Source organism: Microbacterium sp. AG157 (assembly GCF_003385695.1).
GTDB classification, from domain to species: Bacteria; Actinomycetota; Actinomycetes; order Actinomycetales; family Microbacteriaceae; genus Microbacterium; species Microbacterium testaceum.
The window spans coordinates 11,501-32,138 of sequence record NZ_QRDK01000004.1 but is presented as its reverse complement, the minus strand read 5'-3'; the positions used below and the strand labels follow the sequence as shown (position 1 = coordinate 32,138).

Here is a 20,638-nt window from a genome sequence, read left to right as displayed (position 1 = left end):
CCCGGGGGCTCCGCGGGCAGCCCCACCCCCGCCGACCCGATACCCTGGACAGGTGAAGACCTTCGACGACCTGTTCGCGGAACTCAGCGCCAAGGCCGTCGAGCGACCCGAGGGATCCGGCACCGTCGCGCAGCTCGACGCCGGCGTGCACGCGATCGGCAAGAAGATCGTCGAAGAGGCAGCCGAAGTGTGGATGGCCGCCGAGTACGAGTCCGACGCCGCCGCGGCCGAAGAGATCTCGCAGCTGCTCTACCACCTGCAGACGCTCATGCTCGCGAAGGGCCTGTCGCTCGAGGACGTCTACCGACATCTCTGAGCCGCGCTCTCGACCCCCAGCTCCCTTCGAAACGAAAGCCCCCGACATGCTGCGCATCGCCGTGCCGAACAAGGGGTCGCTCGCCGAGACCGCCGCCGAGATGCTCTCGGAGGCCGGATACACCGGACGACGCGACTCGAAAGACCTGTACACCGTCGACCCCGTCAACGAGGTCGAGTTCTTCTACCTCCGTCCGCGCGACATCGCGACCTACGTCGGCTCGGGCGCGCTCGATGTCGGCATCACCGGCCGCGACCTGCTGCTCGACGCCCGCATGCCCGGCGCCCGAGAGGTCGAGTCGCTCGGCTTCGCCGGCTCCACGTTCCGCTTCGCCGGCCGCCCCGGCCGTTTCACCGACGTGCAGGACCTCCAGGGCCTGCGCGTCGCGACCGCCTATCCGGGTCTGGTCGATGCGTTCCTCGACGAGCGCGGCATCGCCGTCGACATCGTCCCGCTCGATGGAGCCGTCGAGTCCGCCGTCCAGCTCGGAGTGGCGGATGCCGTGGCCGACGTCGTCTCGACCGGCACGACGCTGCGTCAGGCGGGGCTCGAGATCTTCGGGCCGGTGCTGCTCGAGAGCGACGCCGTCCTGATCTCGGGCCCGAACGAGGTCGAGGGAACCGAGACGCTCCTGCGGCGCCTGCGCGGTGTCCTGGCGGCGCGCAAGTACGTGCTGGTCGACTACGACCTGCCCGCGGACCTCGTCGACCAGGCGATCGCCGTGGCCCCGGGCCTGGAGTCGCCGACGATCTCGCCGCTGCGCGACCCCGAATGGGTCGCCGTGCGCGTCATGAGCCCGCGGCGCGACGTCAACCGCGTCATGGACGAGCTCTACGCGATCGGCGCACGCGCGATCCTCGTCACCGAGATCCTCGCCGCGAGGCTCTGATGACCCTCGCGCGTCGCGTGATCCCGTGCCTCGACGTCGCGGGCGGCCGCGTCGTGAAGGGCGTCAACTTCCTCGACCTCCGCGACATGGGCGACCCGGTCGAGCTCGCGAAGCTCTACTTCGACCAGGGCGCCGACGAGGTCACGTTCCTCGATGTCACCGCCACGGTCGACGAGCGCTCGACGACGTACGACGTCGTCCGCCGCACGGCCGAGCAGGTCTTCATCCCGCTGACGGTCGGCGGGGGAGTGCGCTCCGACGACGATGTCGCCCGCCTGCTCGCGGTCGGCGCCGACAAGATCGGCGTGAACTCGGCCGCGATCGCGCGCCCCGACCTCATCGGCGAGATCGCCGACCGCTTCGGCGCACAGGTCATCGTGCTCTCGCTCGACGTGAAGCGTTCGGCATCCACTCCCTCCGGTTTCGTGGTGACCACCCACGGCGGCCGCACCGAGACGACCCTCGACGCCCTCGAATGGGCGCGCGAGGCCGTCGAGCGCGGAGCGGGGGAACTGCTGGTCAACTCCATCGACGCCGACGGCACGAAGCAGGGCTTCGATCTCGAGCTGGTCCGTCTCATGCGCCAGGTCGCCGCCGTGCCGGTCATCGCCTCGGGGGGTGCGGGCGCGCTCGAGCACTTCGCCCCGGCGATCCAGGCCGGCGCGGACGCCGTGCTGGCGGCATCCGTGTTCCACTCCGGCCAGCTGAGCGTCGGACAGGTGAAGGACGCCATGGCGGCCGAAGGGATCGAGGTGCGCCGATGAGCGTCGACCGCGTGAAGTACGACGCCGACGGCCTTGTGGCCGCGGTGATCCAGCAGTTCGACTCGCGCGAGGTGCTGATGGTCGGGTGGATGGATGCCGAGGCCCTGAACCGCACGCTCACGACCGGCCGTGTGACATTCTGGTCGCGCTCGCGCGGGGAGTACTGGCGCAAGGGCGACACCTCGGGCCACATCCAGCTCGTCAAGGGCGCGCGCCTCGACTGCGACGGCGACACCCTGCTCATCGAGGTCGACCAGATCGGCGCCGCGTGCCACACGGGCGATCACACGTGCTTCGACGCCGACGACCTGCATCCGGTCGTGGGGGAGAGCTGATGCGTCGTGCCCGTTCGACGGCGGTGCTGGCGATGCTGCTGGCCGGAGCGATCGGCGTGATCGCCTCGACGCAGACCTGGATCGACGTCACCCTCGACGACGGCGCCCAGCAGACCCTGGCCGTACCGGGTGCCGAGGCGCTCCCGGTGCTCACCCCGTTGAGTCTGGCCGCGCTCGCTCTCGGCGCCGCCCTCTCGATCGTCGGGCCGGTGCTGCGTCACGTCTTCGGCGCTCTCGGTCTGCTGATCGCCGCCTTCATCGGTATCGGCACCGCGCAGATCCTCCTCGCGACCCCGGTCTCGGCGACCGCGGCGACCGTCACCGACGCGACGGGCATCTCGGGAACGAATGCCGTGGCCTCCCTCGTGCGCGATCTCGCGCTGACGCCGTGGCCCGCCGTGACGTTGGTCGCTCAGATCGTCCTGCTCTCGGCATCCGTCTTCACCCTCGTCACCGCGCGCCGGTGGGCCTCCGGCGCGAGCCGCAAGTACCGGACCGCGGACGAGACGGGAGGCGACACCGGTCGACCGCACGACGCGATCGACTCCTGGGACGATCTCTCGCGCGGCGACGACCCCACCGCCTGAGCGCGGTGGGCGCATCGCCCGCCCGGCGAGATCCCCCGATGAACGGGCGCTGCCCCGGTACACGCTCGCCGAGGGCGTTCGCGAGTGCAGCAACCGGTGACCGCAGGTCATCACGGCGGTCGGCACGGCCGACACTCGAGAACTCGCGACATCGAGACGACCGCGCCGGGACCGCACCCTCGCTTCGGTAGACTGATCCGACGCTTTCCCCCGCGCTCGCGCGCGACTGTAAGGAGCCCCATGAGCAACCCCATCGGCGACCCCGGCCACGGACACTCGCCCGCCGCCTGGACGGCCGTGATCATCATGCTCGTCGCGTTCACGCTCGGCACGCTGTTCTTCTGGCTCGACATGCCCGTCCTGGTGTGGGCCTCGGTGGGTCTGCTCGTCGTCGGCGCCATCGTCGGCTGGGCCATGACCAAGGCCGGCTACGGCGCGAACGGCGCGAAGTCCAACCCGAAGGCCCACTGATGGCGCTGGCCGATCTCACGGCCGGAGCGGTGGAGGACGCCGAGGAGCGCGCGCAGTCGCGACCCCTCGCCGAGGTCGAACGCGATGCTCTCGCGCAGACGCCGGCGCGCGACGCGCTGGCGATGCTCGCCCCCGCCGACCGCGTGAAGATCATCGCCGAGGTCAAGCGCGCGAGCCCGTCTCGCGGAGACCTCGCGGCGATCCCCGACCCCGCCCGGCAGGCGCGCCTGTACGAAGAGGGCGGTGCGTCCGCGATCTCCGTGCTCACCGAGCGCCGCAAGTTCAAGGGCAGCCTCGCCGACCTCGAAGCCGTTCGTTCGGCCGTGAGCGTGCCGGTGCTGCGCAAGGACTTCATCGCGACGCCCTATCAGGTGCTCGAGGCCCGCGCCTCGGGGGCCGACCTCGTGCTGCTGATCGTCGCGGCCCTCGACCAGAAGACGCTCACCGAGCTCTACGGTCTCGTCACCGACCTGGGCATGACCGCCCTCGTCGAGACGCACTCGGCGGAAGAACTCGAGCGCGCCTCACAGCTGGGGGCGAAGCTCATCGGTGTGAACGCCCGCAACCTCTCGACCTTCGAGCTCGACCGCGACCTGTTCGGTTCGCTGGTCGAGCGCTTCCCCGCGGATGCCGTGAAGATCGCCGAATCGGCCGTCCTCGCCCCCGCCGATGTGGCGCACTACCGCGCGGCGGGTGCCGACGTCGTGCTCGTGGGCGAGGCCCTCGTCACCGGCGACCCCGTCGCCACGCTCCGCGCGTTCCTCCAGGAGACGTCATGACCACCGCTCCCACCCAGAACCTGCGCGATCAGAAGGGGCCGTTCTTCGGCGACTTCGGCGGGCGTTTCATGCCCGAATCGCTCATCGCCGCGATCGACGAACTCACCGCGGTCTACGAGTCGGCGATGGCCGACCCCGCGTTCCACACCGAGCTGCGCGCACTGCTTCACGACTACGCGGGCCGCCCCTCGGTGCTCACCGAGGTGCCGCGCTTCGCCGAGCACGCCGGAGGCGCGCGCGTCTTCCTCAAGCGCGAAGACCTCAACCACACCGGCTCGCACAAGATCAACAACGTGCTGGGCCAGGCGCTGCTCACCAAGCGCCTCGGCAAGACGCGCGTGATCGCCGAGACCGGCGCGGGCCAGCACGGCGTCGCCACCGCGACCGCCGCGGCCCTGTTCGGCCTCGAGTGCGTCGTCTACATGGGCGAGGTCGACACCGAACGTCAGGCCCTCAACGTCGCGCGCATGCGCCTTCTCGGCGCCGAGGTGATCCCGGTGACCACCGGTTCGCGCACGCTGAAGGACGCGATCAACGAGGCCTATCGCGACTGGGTCGCCTCGGTCGAGACGACCAACTACATCTTCGGCACGGCCGCAGGCCCCCACCCCTTCCCGGCGATGGTCCGCGACTTCCAGAAGATCATCGGCGAAGAGACCCGCGCCGAGTTCCTCCAGCGCCTGGGTCGCCTTCCCGATGCCGTCTTCGCGTGCGTCGGCGGCGGCTCGAACGCGATCGGCATGTTCGAGGCGTTCCTCGACGACGAGGGCGTCGCGCTCTACGGCGTCGAGGCGGCCGGCGACGGCGTCGACACGCCTCAGCACGCCGCGTCGATCGAACGCGGTCGCCCGGGGGTCCTCCACGGCGCCCGCACGTACGTGCTGCAAGACGAAGACGGTCAGACCACGGAGTCGCATTCGATCTCGGCCGGTCTCGACTACCCCGGCGTCGGTCCCGAGCACGCGTGGCTCGCCGACATCGGTCGCGCTCAGTACATCCCCGCCACCGACGACGAGGCGATGCAGGCCCTCCGTCTGCTGTCCCGAACCGAGGGCATCATCCCCGCCATCGAGTCGGCCCACGCCCTCGCCGGAGCCCTGCGCATCGGGCGCGAGCTGGGCCCGGATGCCGTGATCGCCATCAACCTCTCGGGTCGCGGCGACAAGGACATGGACACCGCGGCGCGCTACTTCGACCTGTACGACGCGGAGCACGCGCCCGAAGGCCCCGAAGGCGCCCCGCAGACACGTGCGGCCGCGACCGTGGCATCCGCTCCCGGCTCGCCCGTCGACGTGGCCCCGGCTCCCGACGCCGCCAGCGGCGCAGGAGTCGAGCTGTGACCTCGCGTGTCTCCGCGGCCATCGAGGCCGCCCGGGCGGAGGGACGCGGCGCTTTCGTCGGGTACCTGCCCGCGGGCTTCCCCGACGTCGCCACGAGCATCGAGGCGGCCGTCGCGCTGGCCGAAGCCGGTGCCGACGTCATCGAACTCGGGCCGCCCTACAGCGATCCCGTGATGGACGGTCTGGTCATCCAGGAGGCAACGCAGACCGCGCTGTCCAACGGGTTCCGCATGGCCGATCTGTTCACCATCATCCGCGAGGTCACCGCGCGCACCCACGTGCCGATCCTCGTCATGACGTATTGGAACCTCGTCGAGCAGTACGGCGTCGACCGGTACGCCGACGAGCTCGTGGCGGCCGGGGGAGCGGGACTCATCACGCCCGACATCACTCCCGACGCCGGCGCCGCCTGGATCGCCGCGAGCGAGCGCACGGGCCTCGACCGCGTCTTCCTCGCCGCCCCGACCTCGTCGGACGAGCGACTGCAGATGATCGTCCAGGCGTCCACGGGCTTCGTGTACACGGTGTCGACCATGGGCATCACGGGGGAACGGGCGCAGCTGGATGCCGCGGCTCGAGGTCTCGTGGAGCGCCTGCGGTCGTTCGGGGCCGAGCACGCGTGCGTCGGCATCGGCATCTCGAACGCCGAGCAGGTCGCCGGTGTCGTCGAGTACGCCGACGGGGCGATCGTGGGTACCGCGCTGGTCAAGGCGCTTCGCGACGGCGGCGTCGAGGGCCTCTCGGACCTCGCGCGCGAGCTGTCTGCGGGCACTGCGCAGCGCGCCTAGACTCGAACCCATGACGTTCGCCCTCTCGAGCGCCGCCTCCGGCGTGCTCGCCAGCATCCCGAGCCCGACCATCTCGTACGTCGACCTCGGCCCGCTTCGTATCCACTTCTATGCCCTGTGCATCGTCGCGGGCATCATCGTCGCGATCTTCCTGACGAACGCGCGCCTGACGCGTCGAGGTGCCGAGAAGTGGGTCGTCATCGACATCTGCCTGCTGGCGGTCCCGCTCGCGATCGTCGTGGCGCGCATCTACCACGTGGCCACGCACGCCGGTTTCTACTTCGGGCCGGGCTCGAACCCCTGGAACATCACCCAGCCGGGCTCCGTGTGGGCCATCTGGGAGGGCGGCATCGCCATCTACGGCGCCCTGATCGGTGGCGCGATCGGCGCCATCCTGGGATGCCGTTGGACCGGCATCCGCTTCTGGACCTTCGCCGACGCCCTGGCTCCGGGCCTCATCATCGCCCAGGCGATGGGGCGTTTCGGCAACTGGTTCAACCAGGAGCTCTTCGGCCAGCCCACCGACCTTCCGTGGGGCCTCGAGATCGCCTCGGGAAACCCCGCCATCCCGGTCGGACTGCCATCGGGCACCCTTTTCCAGCCGACTTTCCTCTACGAGGTCATCTGGAACCTGCTCGGCGCCGCGGTGATCCTGTACGTCGGCAAGCGCTTCACGCTGCAGTGGGGGAAGCAGTTCGCGATCTACCTCGTCTGGTACTCCGCGGGCCGAATCGTCTGGGAATCGATCCGCGTCGACCCGAGCGACATCATCCTGGGCCTGCGCACGAACGTGTGGGCTGCCATCTTCGGCGTGATCCTCGGCATCGTCATCTTCGTCGTCCAGTCGCGTCGCCACCACGGCTACGAGCCGTCGCCGTACGCGCCGGGTCGCGAGTCGAAGGCTCCGGGGGCTGTAGACTCAGGCGACCCCTCTGACTTCGTCGACGTGAGCGAGCCGCCCGCGACGAGCGACACCGTCGGCACCAGCGCCACAAGCAGCCCCGCCACGAACTAATTTCCTGGGCCGACGTCGTCCCATTCGAAGCATCAACGTGAGGACGGTTGATATGGCTTCCAGCCTGCGTTCCGACACCGTCGGAGGCGCATTCCCCGCCCGTCAGGGAATGTACGACCCGTCGTTCGAGAAAGACGCCTGTGGCCTCGCCATGGTCGCCACTCTCCGCGGCGAAGCCGGTCACGACATCATCGATCTGGCGCTGACGGCGCTGCGCAACCTCGAGCACCGCGGAGCCATCGGTTCCGACGCGGGCACCGGCGACGGTGCCGGCATCCTGACCCAGATGCCCGACGCGTTCCTGCGCGCGGTGGTCGACTTCGACCTGCCGCCGGTGGGGGAGTACGCGGCCGGCATGGTGTTCCTGCCGCTCGGCCACGACGAGCGGGCCGCGATGAAGGCGGGGATCGAAGAGATCGCACGCCACGAGAACCTCGAGGTGCTCGGCTGGCGCGAGGTGCCGGTCGAGCCCGAGAACCTCGGCAAGCTCGCGTACGAGGCACGGCCCGCCTTCGAGCAATTGTTCGTCTCGCGTCCCGCGACGGGCGATCGACCGGCACTCTCGGGCATCGAGCTCGATCGCCGCGTCTACCGCCTGCGCAAGCGCGCCCGCCACGAGCTCGAGGCGTATTTCGTGTCGCTGTCGAGTCGCACGCTCGGCTACAAGGGCATGGTCACGACACTCCAGCTCGAGCCGTTCTACCCCGACCTGCAGGACGAGCGCTTCGCGTCCGAGCTCGCCGTCGTCCACTCGCGCTACTCGACGAACACGTTCCCGTCGTGGCCGCTCGCGCAGCCGCTGCGCATGCTCGCGCACAACGGCGAGATCAACACCGTCAAGGGCAACCGCAACTGGATGCGCGCGCGCCAGTCGCAGCTCGAATCCGAGCTGATCGGCGACGTCCGCCCGCTGCTGCCCATCTGCACCGAGGGTGCCAGCGACTCGGCGTCCTTCGACGAGGTCCTCGAGCTGCTGACCCTCACCGGCCGCAGCCTGCCCCACGCGATCATGATGATGGTCCCCGAGGCGTACGAGAAGCAGGCGACGATCGACCCCGCCCTGCGCGCCTTCTACGACTTCCACTCCATGCAGATGGAGCCCTGGGACGGACCCGCCGCGCTCATCTTCACCGACGGCACGCTGGTCGGCGCGACCCTCGACCGCAACGGCCTGCGCCCGGGTCGATGGACCGAGACGACCGACGGTCTCGTCGTCATCGGTTCCGAGACCGGCGTGCTCGACTTCGCTCCCGAGCGCATCAAGCGCCGCGGACGCCTGCAGCCCGGTCGTATGTTCCTCGTCGACACGGCCCAGCGGCGCATCGTCGAGGACGAAGAGATCAAGTCCGAACTCGCAGCGCTGCACCCGTGGGGCGAGTGGGTCGACAAGGGCCGGGTCAAGCTCAGCGAGCTGCCCGAGCGCGAGCACATCGTTCACCCCATCGCCTCGATCACGCGTCGTCAGCGCACCTTCGGCTACACCGAAGAAGAGGTGCGAATCCTGCTGACCCCGATGGGTCAGGCCGGTGCCGAGCCCCTCGGCGCGATGGGCAGCGATGCTCCCGTCGCCGTGCTCAGCGATCGGCCACGCCTGCTGTTCGACTACTTCTCGCAGCAGTTCGCGCAGGTCACCAACCCGCCGCTGGACTCGATCCGCGAAGAGGTCGTGACCTCGCTGTCACTGGGTCTCGGTCCCGAGCGCAACCTCCTCGATTGGGGGCCCGAGCACACCCGCACGGTGACGCTCGACTTCCCCGTGATCGACAACGACGAGCTCGCCAAGATCCAGCACATCGACACGGCTCTGCCGGGTCGCTCCTCGGTGACGATCCGCGGTCTCTACCGCGTCGAGGCGGGGCACAAGGGCCTGCAGAAGCGCCTCTCGCAGATGTGCACCGAGGTCGACCAGGCCATCGAGGACGGCGCCGAGTTCATCGTGCTCAGCGACCGCGACTCGAACAAAGACCTGGCGCCGATCCCGTCGCTGCTCATGCTGGCAGCCGTCCACCACCACCTCATCCGCAAAGAGACGCGGATGAAGGTGGGTCTCGTCGTGGAGGCCGGCGACGTGCGCGAGGTGCACCACGTGGCCACCCTCATCGGCTACGGCGCGTCGGCGGTCAACCCGTACCTCGCGATGGAGACCGTCGAGTATCTCGTGCGCGCCGGCTTCATCACGAACGTCACGCCCGAGAAGGCCGTCAAGAACCTGATCTACGCGCTCGGCAAGGGCGTGCTGAAGATCATGTCGAAGATGGGCATCTCGACGGTGTCGTCGTACGCGGGCGCCCAGGTGTTCGAGGCCGTGGGCCTGTCGCGCGACTTCATCGACTCCTACTTCACCGGCACCGAGACCAAGCTCGGCGGGGTGGGCCTCGACGTCATCGCGGCCGAGAACGCCGCGCGCCACGAGTACGCCTACCCGCAGGACGCGGCGGCGCGTGCGCATGAGCGGTTGTGGACCGGTGGCGAGTACCAGTGGCGCCGTGACGGGGCCCCGCACCTGTTCAACCCCGACACGGTGTTCCGCCTGCAGCACGCGACGCGCGAGCGCCGGTACGACATCTTCCGCGAATACACGCAGCTGATCGACGACCAGGCACACGAGCTCAAGACGCTCCGCGGCCTCTTCGGCCTGCGCACCGGCACGCGTCCCGCGGTGCCGATCGACGAGGTCGAGCCCGTCTCGGCGATCGTCAAGCGCTTCTCGACCGGTGCCATGAGCTACGGCTCGATCTCCAAAGAGGCGCACGAGGTGCTCGCCGTCGCGATGAACCGCATCGGCGGCAAGTCGAACACCGGCGAGGGCGGAGAAGACGTCGACCGGCTGCTCGACCCCGAGCGCCGCAGTGCCATCAAGCAGGTGGCATCCGGTCGCTTCGGAGTGACGAGCCTGTACCTCACCAAGGCCGACGACATCCAGATCAAGCTCGCGCAGGGCGCTAAGCCCGGCGAGGGAGGTCAGCTGCCGCCGACCAAGGTGTACCCGTGGGTGGCGCGCACGCGTCACGCGACCGCCGGCGTCGGGCTCATCTCGCCGCCGCCGCACCACGACATCTACTCGATCGAAGACCTCAAGCAGCTCATCTTCGACCTCAAGCGCGCCAACCCCTCGGCTCGCATCCACACGAAGCTCGTCAGCCAGTCGGGTATCGGTGCGGTCGCGGCGGGAGTCGCCAAGGCGCTGAGCGACGTCATCCTGGTCTCGGGCCAGGACGGCGGCACGGGCGCGAGCCCGATGAACTCGCTCAAGCACGCGGGCACCCCGTGGGAGCTGGGCCTGGCCGAGACGCAGCAGACCCTCATGCTCAACGGCATGCGCGACCGCGTTGTCGTGCAGGTCGACGGGCAGATGAAGACCGGGCGCGACGTCATCATCGGCGCGCTGCTCGGCGCCGAGGAGTTCGGCTTCGCCACCGCCCCGCTCGTCGTGTCGGGCTGCATCATGATGCGCGTGTGCCACCTCGACACCTGCCCCGTGGGTGTCGCGACGCAGAACCCGGTGCTGCGCGAACGCTTCACCGGCAAAGCGGAGTACATCGTCAACTTCATGGAGTTCATCGCCCAGGAGGTACGCGAGTACCTCGCCGCGATGGGCTACCGCTCGATCGACGAGATCGTGGGTCGTTCGGAGCTGCTGGATGCCAATGAGGCGATCCAGCACTGGAAGGCACGGGGCCTCAACCTCGCGCCGATCCTCGAGGGGCCCCGTTTCGCCGAGGACGAACCGCGCCGCCACGCCCGCAACCAGGACCACGAGCTCGACGACCACTTCGACGTGCAGCTCATCGAGCGCGCGCAGGACGTCATCGCCAGCGGCGGTCAGCTCACGATCGACCTGCCCATCCGCAACACCGCCCGCGCGGTGGGGACCATGCTCGGACACCACGTCACCAAGGCGCGGGGCGAGCACGGTCTGCCCGAGAACTCGATCGACGTGCGCCTGACGGGTTCGGCCGGACAATCGTTCGGCGCGTTCATGCCCGCCGGTATCACGCTGCGGCTCGAGGGCGACTCGAACGACTACGTCGGCAAGGGCCTGTCGGGCGGAACGATCGTCGTCCGCCCGCCGCGCGGCTCGACGTTCGAGGCGTCCCAGAACGTCATCGCCGGCAACGTCATCGGCTACGGCGCCACGCAGGGGCAGATGTTCCTGAACGGTGTGGTGGGGGAGCGCTTCCTCGTGCGCAACTCGGGTGCCACCGCGGTCGTCGAGGGCGTGGGCGACCACGCGCTCGAGTACATGACCGGCGGCCTCGCCGTGATCCTCGGCGCCACCGGTCGTAACCTCGGCGCCGGAATGTCGGGCGGTCAGGCCTACGTCTACAAGCTCGACCGTGACCTGGTGAACCGCGAGGCCATGGCATCCGGTGAGCTCGAACTCGGTTCCCTCGGATCGGGGGATGCCGAGATCCTCCGCGACCTACTCGAGAAGCACGTCGCAGAGACCGATTCCACGCTGGCCCGTCGTCTGCTCGACGACTTCGAGGCCGAGGTGGACAACTTCGTCCGGGTGCTGCCGCGCGACTACGCCGCTGTGCTGCAGACCCGCCAGGAGGCGGTCACCGAGGGGCTCGACCCCGACGGCGACGTCGTCTGGAAGCGCATTCTGGAGGTGACGGGTGGCTGACCCGAAGGGCTTTCTCAAGACGACGGAGCGCGAGCTCCCGCCGCGCCGGCCGGTGCCGGTGCGCATCATGGACTGGAAAGAGGTGTACGAGCCGGGGGATTCGGCCGTCATCAAGCGCCAGGCCGGTCGGTGCATGGACTGCGGCATCCCGTTCTGCCACAAGGGCTGTCCGCTCGGGAACCTCATCCCCGAGTGGAACGACCTGACGTGGCGAGGTGAGGGCCGCGCAGCCATCGAGCGCCTCCACGCGACGAACAACTTCCCGGAGTTCACCGGGCGCCTCTGCCCCGCCCCCTGCGAGAGCTCGTGCGTGCTCGGCATCAACCAGCCGGCCGTGACGATCAAGCAGGTCGAGGTCTCGATCATCGACGAGGCGTTCGGCAACGGCTGGGTCGAGCCCGAGCCGCCGGAGCGACTGACCGGCAAGACGGTCGCCGTCGTGGGCTCCGGCCCCGCCGGCCTCGCCGCCGCCCAGCAGCTCACGCGCGCCGGCCACACGGTCGCGGTGTTCGAGCGCGACGACCGCATCGGCGGCCTGCTGCGCTACGGCATCCCCGACTTCAAGATGGAGAAGCGCCACCTCGAGCTGCGCCTTCGCCAGATGCAGGCGGAGGGCACGCGCTTCCGCGCCGGCGTCGAGATCGGCAAGGACGTCTCGTGGAGCGACCTGCGGGCCCGGTACGACGCCGTCGTGGTGGCCACGGGCTCCACCGTTCCGCGCGACCTCGCGATCCCGGGCCGAGATCTCGACGGCGTGCACTACGCCATGGAGTATCTCGTCGAGGGCAACAAGGCCGTCGCGGGCGACCAGGTGCCGCACCAGATCAGCGCCGCGGGCAAGCACGTCGTCGTCATCGGAGGCGGCGACACCGGAGCCGACTGCATCGGCACCGCGCACCGTCAGGGCGCGCTGAGCGTGACCAACCTCGCGATCGGCAAGCAGCCGCCGTCCGAACGGCCGGCCGAGCAGCCCTGGCCGATGATGCCGAACCTGTTCGAGATGGCATCCGCTCACGAAGAGGGCGGGGAGCGGACGTTCCTCGCTTCCACCGTGGAGTTCCTCGGCAATGCCGCGGGCGAGGTGCGTGCTCTGCGCGTCGCCGAGACCGAGTACGTCGACGGACGACGCGTCCCCAAGAGCGGCACCGAGCGCGAGATCCCGGCCGACCTGGTGCTCATCGCGATGGGCTTCACCGGCCCGGAGCGCGAGCACCTCGAGAGCCAGCTCGGCACGCAGTTCACGAACCGCGGCAACGTGGAACGTGACGCGACCTACGCCACCACCACCCCGGGCGTGTTCGTCGCCGGAGATGCCGGTCGCGGACAGTCCCTCATCGTGTGGGCCATCGCCGAAGGCCGCGCGGCCGCCGCCGAGGTCGATACGTTCCTCATGGGCGAGACGGTGCTGCCCGCGCCGGTGCGCCCGACCGATGTCGCCATCGGCCTCCTGCCCGCCTAAGCTGGCAAGGGCCGATCGGCCACTTCCCGAAATCCTCACGGAGCTTGAAAACGGATGAGACGCGCCAAGATCGTCGCAACACTCGGGCCCGCCACGTCGTCGTATGAGATGGTTCGCGCCATCATCGACGCCGGGGTGGACGTCGCCCGCCTCAACTTGAGCCACGGAGATTACTCCGTGCATGACGCCAACTTCGCCAACGTGCGCAAGGCGGCAGAGGACGCCGGCCGACCGGTCGCGGCCCTCGTCGACCTGCAGGGCCCGAAGATCCGCCTCGGCAAGTTCGAGAACGGCCCTCACGACCTGCTTCCCGGCGACATCTTCAAGATCACCGTCGAAGACATCCTGGGCACCAAGGAGATCGTCGGCACCACGTTCAAGGGCCTGCCCCAGGACGTCCGCCCCGGCGACTTCCTGCTCATCGACGATGGCAAGGTCCGCGTCGAGGTCGTCGAGACCGACGGCACCGTCGTCACCACCAAGGTCATCGTCGGCGGGCCGGTGTCCAACAACAAGGGCATCAACCTGCCCGGTGTGGCCGTCAACGTCCCCGCGCTCAGCGAGAAGGACGAGGCGGACCTCCGCTGGGGTCTCAACGCCGGCGCCGACCTCATCGCCCTCTCGTTCGTCCGCGATGCCAAAGACATCGAGCGCGTGCACGAGATCATGGCCGAAGAGGGACGCTACGTCCCCGTCATCGCCAAGATCGAGAAGCCGCAGGCGGTCGACAACCTCGAGGAGATCATCGACGCATTCGACGGCATCATGGTCGCCCGTGGCGACCTCGGCGTCGAGCTGCCCCTCGAGGCTGTTCCGATCGTGCAGAAGCGCGCCGTCGAGCTGGCCCGCCGCATGGCGAAGCCGGTCATCGTCGCGACGCAGATGCTCGAGTCGATGATCACCAGCCCGGTGCCTACGCGTGCAGAGACCTCCGACGTCGCCAACGCCGTCCTCGACGGCGCGGACGCGGTCATGCTCTCGGGCGAGACGAGCGTCGGCGACTACCCGGTCGTGGTCGTCGAGACCATGGCCCGGATCGTCGCCTCGACCGAGGAACACGGCCTGGAGCGCATCGCACCCCTGACCAACAAGCCCCGCACGCAGGGTGGAGCCATCACCCTCGCCGCCGTCGAGGTCGCCGACTTCGTCGAGGCGAAGTTCCTCTGCGTCTTCACCGAGTCGGGAGACTCGGCGCGTCGTATGTCGCGCCTGCGCTCGACCATCCCCATGATCGCGTTCACGCCCGAGCCCGGCATCCGCCGCCGCCTGGCACTGACGTGGGGCGTGCGCTCCACCCTCGTGGAGCACGTGTCGCACACCGACAAGATGTTCCTGCAGGTCGACGAGTACCTGCTCTCGAACAAGCTGGCCGAGGTGGGGGACAAGGTCGTCGTGATCTCGGGTTCCCCTCCCGGAATCGCCGGCTCGACGAATGACCTGCGCGTACACCGTGTCGGCGATGCCGTGCACGGTGCTGCCCCGGTGTACAAAGAGGTCTGACCCTCGGTGACGCGCGCCGGGTTCGCCCGGCGCGCGTCTTCACGTTCCCACCCCGGCGTCACCGCCGGTAGGTTGGAAAGCAACACCTGCCGGTGTGGCGGAATGGCAGACGCGGGGCACTCAAAATGCTCTGTCGAAAGACGTGTGGGTTCGAGTCCCACCACCGGTACTCCTGTTTGACCGAGTCTCGTGTCGGCTCCTCGCGCAGCGAAGGAGCCGGTCAGCGAGAGACGAACGATCTGGCGTGAGAAATGCGCCCGAGTAGCTGCTCCGCCAACGCCCTCGCTTCGGCGAGCACAGCAGAGTCCGACAGCCAGAGCCGAATCGCGTGTGAGCGTAGCTCTTCAGCGCTGACGCCATTCAGCGATTCGGCTATCGCGACGAACACTCGCTGGTGCGTGGAGAACCGGACAGCGTCGAGCGCCACGCGCAGATCGACGGGGTCCACGCGGAGAGCGTTCGAGGACTCATCGACGTCGCTCCTCAGCGCGTTCACAAGCATCAACTCAGGTTCTTGAGTGCCGGGCAGGAACGAAACGTCGTCGGCGGCTCCGCACTCTCGTTGATCACCGTCGAGCACAGCCATCGCACTCAACCGTCGCGATCGAGCGACCAACTTGGCGGCGCGGATAGCCTCGTCCTTCCCGGCACTGCCGACGACGTCGAACCTGTCGAGCTCGTCCGCCGCGAAGATGCGAAGGATTTCGTGAAGGATCTGCATTGCCAAGTCGTCCTCCACGAAGAGGAGACATGCAACCGGCCTCGGTGACCGCCCGAGCGAACTGAGGAGTGATGCAGCGTTGGTGATGGGAGTGACGACGCTTCCGTCCTCCGAGGCACCGACATGACGGATCAATGCGGGCGGGACACGTTCCAGCATGGTCTCCGAATGCGTTGCGATCAGAGTTTGGCATCCTGTGGAAAGGGTGAGCCGAGCGATCTCGTCGATGAACGGTCGATGGCCAGGCAGCGCGAGCGACGTCTCAGGCTCGTCGATCAAGACGAGCTCGTTCGCGTCTGCGCCGCGTAGATGCTGGAGAACGAAGTGCACCCAATACTCCGACGCGCTCATCGACCAGGAGTTCACCACTCGTCCGTCACGCATCGCTTCAACGAATGGGAACATGTCATGCCCTTCGCCGAGTACTCCGTATACGACGCGTTCGTAAACGTGCCCCGTGATGAGACCGACGATGTCGATCTCGCTCCGGGTGAGCTCATCCCGCTCGATCATTCTGAAGCGCCGCAAGAAGACGGTTTCCTGAGCGGCCATGGCGCGCTCACTCTCTGCGACGTATGCCGTCAGACGTGTCACGACAAGTGGTTCGTGGCGTTCATCTTCGCTGCGACGCTGCTCCCAGTGGAGCGGGCGCGAGTACGCGATCTCGTGAACTGCGGGATGCTCGAGATGGAGACGATACGAGCCGCTGAGTCGAGCGTCACTGCCGTCGTTCTCTATCGGTAAGCCGAGCGTGGACTGCCAGCCCGGCAGGCCATCCCCGATTGCCGCAAGGAGATAGCTCTTGCCTGCGCCATGCATTCCCGCGAAGGCGGTGAACCGTCGAAGCTCGATCGACCCGGGGGCCAGCACAGGAGACGACTCGACATCGAACCGCTGGACGAGACCGTCGATCAATTCCAGTCGCTGCCAAACGGCGGAACTTCTGTTCTTCACCACCCGCGACACGAGACCTGCTTCCCCCGGCGCAACGCCACAGAGCACCGGCTGCTGTGTCCAACCCACACTGTCAGAGCCGGAGATCCAGCATGCGGACCGACACAGAACCGTTCCCGGCCTAGGATGGTTCCGTGACTGATCAAGAAGCCGTTCCGGCCAACGCTCCGGCAGCCCCCCGCCGTGTCGTCGTCGCGGAAGACGAGTCGCTCATCCGCCTCGACATCGTCGAGATCCTCCGCGACAACGGTTTCGACGTGGTGGGCGAGGCCGGTGACGGCGAGACTGCCGTTCAGCTCGCCACCGAGCTGCGCCCTGATCTGGTGATCATGGACGTCAAGATGCCGCAGCTCGACGGCATCAGCGCTGCCGAGAAGCTCAGCAAGAACCACATCGCTCCCGTCGTGCTGCTCACCGCGTTCAGCCAGAAAGAGCTCGTCGAGCGCGCCAGCGAAGCCGGCGCCCTGGCGTATGTCGTGAAACCCTTCACCCCGAACGACCTGCTTCCGGCGATCGAGATCGCCCTCGCGCGCTACGAACAGATCATCACGCTCGAGGCCGAGGTCGCCGACATGGTCGAGCGCTTCGAGACCCGCAAGCTCGTCGACCGCGCCAAGGGCCTGCTCAACGAGAAGATGGGCCTGTCCGAGCCCGAGGCCTTCCGCTGGATCCAGAAGGCGTCGATGGATCGCCGCCTCACCATGCAGGACGTCGCGAAGGCGATCATCGAGCAGTTGGCCCCCAAGAAGGGCTGAGCGGGACTTCTCGTGAAATGGATGCCACTGCGGTGGCATCCATTTTTCGTCTCTGTGCACCCGGTTGCGGTGCGATCGGGTGGCGCCGCACCTCGGCGGCCGCGGGCCATCGCGCGGCCCCGCGGGTTTGCCGAAGCCCGGGTCCCTCGGCGTGTCAGGAGCGCGAGGCGTCCTTGATCATGTTGGTGATGCGGATCGTCGAGCAGCGGCGGCCCTGTTCGTCGGACACGACGATCTCATGCACGGTCAGCGAACGGCCGAGGTGGATCGGCGTGCAGACGCCCGTCACGACGCCCGAGGTCGCGGAGCGCGTGTGCGTGGCATTGATGTCGATGCCCACGGCGAGCTTGCCCGACCCGGCGTAGAGGTTGGCCGCCATCGATCCGAGCGACTCGCCCAGGACGACGTAGGCACCGCCGTGCATCAGACCGACAGGCTGCGTGTTGCCCTCTACCGGCATGGTGGCCACGCTGCGCTCGACCGAGAACTCGACCCACTCGATGCCCATCTTCTCGGCCAGGGCGCCCATTCCGCGCTCCTTCGCCCAGTCGAGGCCGGAGGTCGTGTCGGGAGTCGTGGAGGTCATCATCGCCTTCGATCGGGCCGGGGCCGGGGGAGTGTCCGTGGTTCTCGTTACGCTGGAGGGGTGACGGATGCCGAAAAGCCTACTCTCCTCGTCGTCGACGGCCATTCGCTGGCGTACCGGGCGTTCTACGCCCTGCCGGTCGACAACTTCTCGACGAAGGACGGCCAGCACACCAACGGTATCTACGGGTTCCTGTCGATGTTCGTGAACCTCGTAAAGGCCGAGAAGCCGACGCACCTCGCGGTCGCTTTCGACACGTCGCGACAGTCGTTCCGCACGCGCGAGTACGCCGAGTACAAGGCGAACCGCAGCGAGTCGCCGGCCGAGTTCAAGGGCCAGATCCCTCTTCTCCAGGATTGTCTGCGCGCCATGGGCGTGCCGGTGCTCGCGAAAGAGGATTTCGAGGCCGACGACATCCTGGCGACTCTCGCCACGCAGGGCGAGCAGCAGGGCTTCGAGGTGCTGGTGTGCTCGGGCGACCGCGACACGATCCAGCTCGTCACCGACGACGTCACGCTGCTCTACCCGAACGTGCAGGGAGTCTCGCAGCTCAAGCGCTATGACACCGCCGCCGTCATCGAGAAGTACGGCCTTCCGCCCGCGCAGTACCCCGAGATCGCGGCCCTCGTCGGCGAGACCAGCGACAACCTGCCGGGCGTGCCCAAGGTGGGAGAGAAGACCGCCGTCAAATGGCTGACGCAGTGGGGCTCGCTCGACGCCCTTCTCGAGAACGCCGACAAGATCACCGGCGTCGTGGGCGGTAACCTGCGCGAGCACATCGACGGTGTGCGCCGCAACCGCGCGCTCAACCGCTTGCTGCGCGACGTCGAGCTGCCGGTCGGCCCCGGCGACCTCAAGATGCACCCGCTCGATGCACAGGCTGTGCGCGACATCTTCGCGCGTCTCGAGTTCCGCACCCTGCTGCCTCGCGTATTCGACGCTCTCGGCGCAGATGCGGGCATCGTCGAAGAACAGCGCCCCACCGCCACGGCCCCGACACCGTCGCAGCTCGACGCAGCAGCTCTCGCGGCGTGGGCCGCCGATGCGACCGGCGAAATCGGGGTCACCGTGACACTGGCCGGTGGCGTGCCCACCGCGGTCGGACTCGCCTCGGCCGACGCCGCGGTCGAGGCCGAGTGGACGCCGGCCGTGCGCGACGCGCTGGCAGCGTGGCTGGCATCCGACGCCCCCAAGGTCTTCGCCGACGCCAAGCCCCAGATCAAGGCTCTCGCGCGCGAGGGTGTGGCCGTGGGCGGTGTGGCGTTCGACGTGATCCTCGCCGGGTGGCTCGTGCGCCCGAGCTTCCCCGACAAGACGCTGGGCGACCTCGTCGAGCGCACGCTCGACGAGAAGCTGCCGGTGGCCGACCCGACTCAGTTGGTACCCGAGACCGAGGGCGCGACCCCGAGCCAGCTGTCGTGGTTCACCCGCCGCGTCGCCGAGGCGCAGCGCGCCGACATGCCCGAGACGGTCGCGAGCGTGCTCGACGACATCGAACTGCCCACCCTCACGGCCCTCGCCGACATGGAGCTCGCCGGCGTCGCCGTCTCGCACGAGAAGCTCGCGGGCTTCTCGGCCGAGCTCGGGGCGCGCGCCGACTCGCTCGCACGCGATGCGTACGCCGCCATCGGCCACGAGGTCAACCTGGGCTCGCCCAAGCAGCTGCAGGAGGTGCTGTTCGACGAGCTGCAGCTCCCGAAGACGCGCAAGACCAAGAGCGGGTACACGACGGATGCCGCCGCCCTCGCCGACCTGCAAGAGAGCGCAGCCCACCCCTTCCTCGATCTCCTGCTGCGCCACCGCGAGGCGACGAAGCTGAAGCAGATCATCGACGCCCTCGACACCGCGACGGGCGCCGACGGCCGCATTCACACGACATACGTGCAGACCGGCAGCCAGACCGGGCGCCTCTCCAGTACCGACCCGAACCTGCAGAACATTCCGATCCGCACCGAGGAGAGCCGTCGCATCCGCGCGGCATTCGAGGTCGGCGAGGGCTACGAGACGCTGCTCACCGCCGACTACTCGCAGATCGAGATGCGCATCATGGCGCACCTGTCGGGGGACCCGGGGCTTATCGAGGCCTTCAACTCGGGCGAAGACCTGCACCGCTTCGTGGGGGCGCGTGTCTTCGGCGTCGAGCCGGCCGACGTCACACCGGCCATGCGCACGAAGGTCAAGGCGATGTCCTACGGACTGGTCTACGGTCTGTCGGCGTTCGGCCTCTCGAAGCAGCTGCGCATCGAGCAGTCCGAGGCCAAGAAGCTCATGCTCGAGTACTTCGCCCGGTTCGGCGCCGTGCGCGACTATCTGCGCGGATCGGTCGAGCAGGCTCGTCAAGACGGCTACACCGAGACGATCTTCGGCCGGCGCCGGCCGTTCCCCGACCTCACGAGCATGAACCGCGTGCTGCGCGAGAACGCCGAGCGCGCAGCTCTCAACGCCCCCATCCAGGGCAGCGCCGCCGACATCATGAAGGTCGCGCTTTTCCGCATCCGCAACGAACTCGCGTCCGCGGGCCTGCGTTCGCGCGTGCTGCTGCAGATCCACGACGAACTCGTCGTCGAGGTGGCGGCGGGGGAGTGGGATGCCGTCGAGCAGATCGTGCGCGCGCGCATGGCCGACGCCGCCGACCTGTCGGTTCCGCTCGACGTGCAGATCGGGCGCGGAGGCGACTGGGACGAGGCGGGACACTAAGCGCCGATCCGTTCGCCGCCACGGTCGACGGGGTGTCGCCCGAGGCCGCGAA

17 protein-coding genes and 1 tRNA gene are annotated in these 20,638 nt (G+C 68.5%); 16 read left to right on the top strand and 2 right to left on the bottom strand.

Annotated features, from left to right (window positions below; all coding sequences use genetic code 11):
• Positions 1 to 52: 52 nt before the first annotated feature.
• The 14 genes from DEU35_RS12885 to DEU35_RS12820 all read left to right on the top strand — a co-directional run bounded on the left by DEU35_RS12885 (position 53) and on the right by DEU35_RS12820 (position 15,042).
• On the top strand, positions 53 to 316 hold the full coding sequence (locus tag DEU35_RS12885; protein ID WP_055837422.1) for a phosphoribosyl-ATP diphosphatase: 264 nt from the start codon (positions 53 to 55) through the stop codon (positions 314 to 316).
• Positions 317 to 362: 46 nt separating this feature from the next.
• Positions 363 to 1,205 (top strand): ATP phosphoribosyltransferase, encoded by an 843-nt coding sequence (gene hisG / locus DEU35_RS12880; RefSeq protein WP_103209578.1) that lies wholly within the window; start codon positions 363 to 365, stop codon positions 1,203 to 1,205.
• Positions 1,205 to 1,969: an imidazole glycerol phosphate synthase subunit HisF gene (gene hisF / locus DEU35_RS12875; protein WP_103209580.1), complete on the top strand. Its 765-nt coding sequence runs from the start codon at positions 1,205 to 1,207 to the stop codon at positions 1,967 to 1,969. The genes hisG and hisF overlap by 1 nt, the downstream gene beginning before the upstream one ends.
• The gene (gene hisI / locus DEU35_RS12870) at positions 1,966 to 2,304 is read left to right on the top strand and encodes a phosphoribosyl-AMP cyclohydrolase (protein WP_103209583.1); all 339 of its coding nucleotides are present in this window, start codon (positions 1,966 to 1,968) and stop codon (positions 2,302 to 2,304) included. Before hisF ends, hisI begins: the two co-directional genes overlap by 4 nt.
• Entirely contained in the window at positions 2,304 to 2,891 is a 588-nt protein-coding gene (locus tag DEU35_RS12865; RefSeq protein WP_116239752.1) for a Trp biosynthesis-associated membrane protein, read from the top strand. Before hisI ends, DEU35_RS12865 begins: the two co-directional genes overlap by 1 nt.
• A gap of 240 nt (positions 2,892 to 3,131) precedes the next feature.
• Positions 3,132 to 3,362 (top strand): DUF6704 family protein, encoded by a 231-nt coding sequence (locus DEU35_RS12860; protein ID WP_116239751.1) that lies wholly within the window; start codon positions 3,132 to 3,134, stop codon positions 3,360 to 3,362.
• Positions 3,362 to 4,141 (top strand): indole-3-glycerol phosphate synthase TrpC, encoded by a 780-nt coding sequence (gene trpC / locus DEU35_RS12855; protein ID WP_116239750.1) that lies wholly within the window; start codon positions 3,362 to 3,364, stop codon positions 4,139 to 4,141. The genes DEU35_RS12860 and trpC overlap by 1 nt, the downstream gene beginning before the upstream one ends.
• Positions 4,138 to 5,481 carry a tryptophan synthase subunit beta gene (trpB, locus tag DEU35_RS12850; protein WP_116239749.1) on the top strand — a complete coding sequence of 448 codons (1,344 nt, stop codon included), beginning with the start codon at positions 4,138 to 4,140 and terminating at the stop codon, positions 5,479 to 5,481. The genes trpC and trpB overlap by 4 nt, the downstream gene beginning before the upstream one ends.
• Positions 5,478 to 6,269 (top strand): tryptophan synthase subunit alpha, encoded by a 792-nt coding sequence (gene trpA, locus DEU35_RS12845; RefSeq protein ID WP_103209596.1) that lies wholly within the window; start codon positions 5,478 to 5,480, stop codon positions 6,267 to 6,269. The genes trpB and trpA overlap by 4 nt, the downstream gene beginning before the upstream one ends.
• A 10-nt stretch (positions 6,270 to 6,279) precedes the next feature.
• Positions 6,280 to 7,284, top strand: coding sequence for a prolipoprotein diacylglyceryl transferase (lgt, locus tag DEU35_RS12840; protein WP_103209599.1), 1,005 nt, complete (start codon positions 6,280 to 6,282; stop codon positions 7,282 to 7,284).
• A gap of 52 nt (positions 7,285 to 7,336) precedes the next feature.
• Positions 7,337 to 11,914, top strand: coding sequence for a glutamate synthase large subunit (gltB, locus tag DEU35_RS12835; RefSeq protein WP_116239748.1), 4,578 nt, complete (start codon positions 7,337 to 7,339; stop codon positions 11,912 to 11,914).
• Positions 11,907 to 13,373 carry a glutamate synthase subunit beta gene (locus DEU35_RS12830; protein WP_116239747.1) on the top strand — a complete coding sequence of 489 codons (1,467 nt, stop codon included), beginning with the start codon at positions 11,907 to 11,909 and terminating at the stop codon, positions 13,371 to 13,373. Before gltB ends, DEU35_RS12830 begins: the two co-directional genes overlap by 8 nt.
• Positions 13,374 to 13,427: 54 nt before the next feature.
• Positions 13,428 to 14,873: a pyruvate kinase gene (gene pyk / locus DEU35_RS12825; RefSeq protein WP_116239746.1), complete on the top strand. Its 1,446-nt coding sequence runs from the start codon at positions 13,428 to 13,430 to the stop codon at positions 14,871 to 14,873.
• An 88-nt stretch (positions 14,874 to 14,961) separates the two neighbouring features.
• Positions 14,962 to 15,042, top strand: a tRNA-Leu gene (locus DEU35_RS12820).
• A gap of 51 nt (positions 15,043 to 15,093) precedes the next feature.
• Here DEU35_RS12820 and DEU35_RS12815 read toward each other — a convergent pair.
• Positions 15,094 to 16,560 (bottom strand): ATP-binding protein, encoded by a 1,467-nt coding sequence (locus tag DEU35_RS12815; protein WP_147301876.1) that lies wholly within the window; start codon positions 16,558 to 16,560, stop codon positions 15,094 to 15,096.
• Positions 16,561 to 16,682: 122 nt separating this feature from the next.
• On the opposite strand from DEU35_RS12815, the gene DEU35_RS12810 reads away from it, so the two are divergent.
• A complete protein-coding gene (locus tag DEU35_RS12810) occupies positions 16,683 to 17,303 on the top strand; it encodes an ANTAR domain-containing response regulator (RefSeq protein ID WP_103209612.1) in 621 nt (206 codons plus the stop codon).
• Between the two features lie 154 nt (positions 17,304 to 17,457).
• On the opposite strand, the gene DEU35_RS12805 is transcribed toward DEU35_RS12810, so the two are convergent.
• On the bottom strand, positions 17,458 to 17,889 hold the full coding sequence (locus DEU35_RS12805; protein ID WP_103209985.1) for a hotdog fold thioesterase: 432 nt from the start codon (positions 17,887 to 17,889) through the stop codon (positions 17,458 to 17,460).
• A 60-nt stretch (positions 17,890 to 17,949) separates the two neighbouring features.
• On the opposite strand from DEU35_RS12805, the gene polA reads away from it, so the two are divergent.
• Positions 17,950 to 20,586, top strand: coding sequence for a DNA polymerase I (gene polA / locus DEU35_RS12800; RefSeq protein WP_103209614.1), 2,637 nt, complete (start codon positions 17,950 to 17,952; stop codon positions 20,584 to 20,586).
• Positions 20,587 to 20,638: the final 52 nt, after the last annotated feature.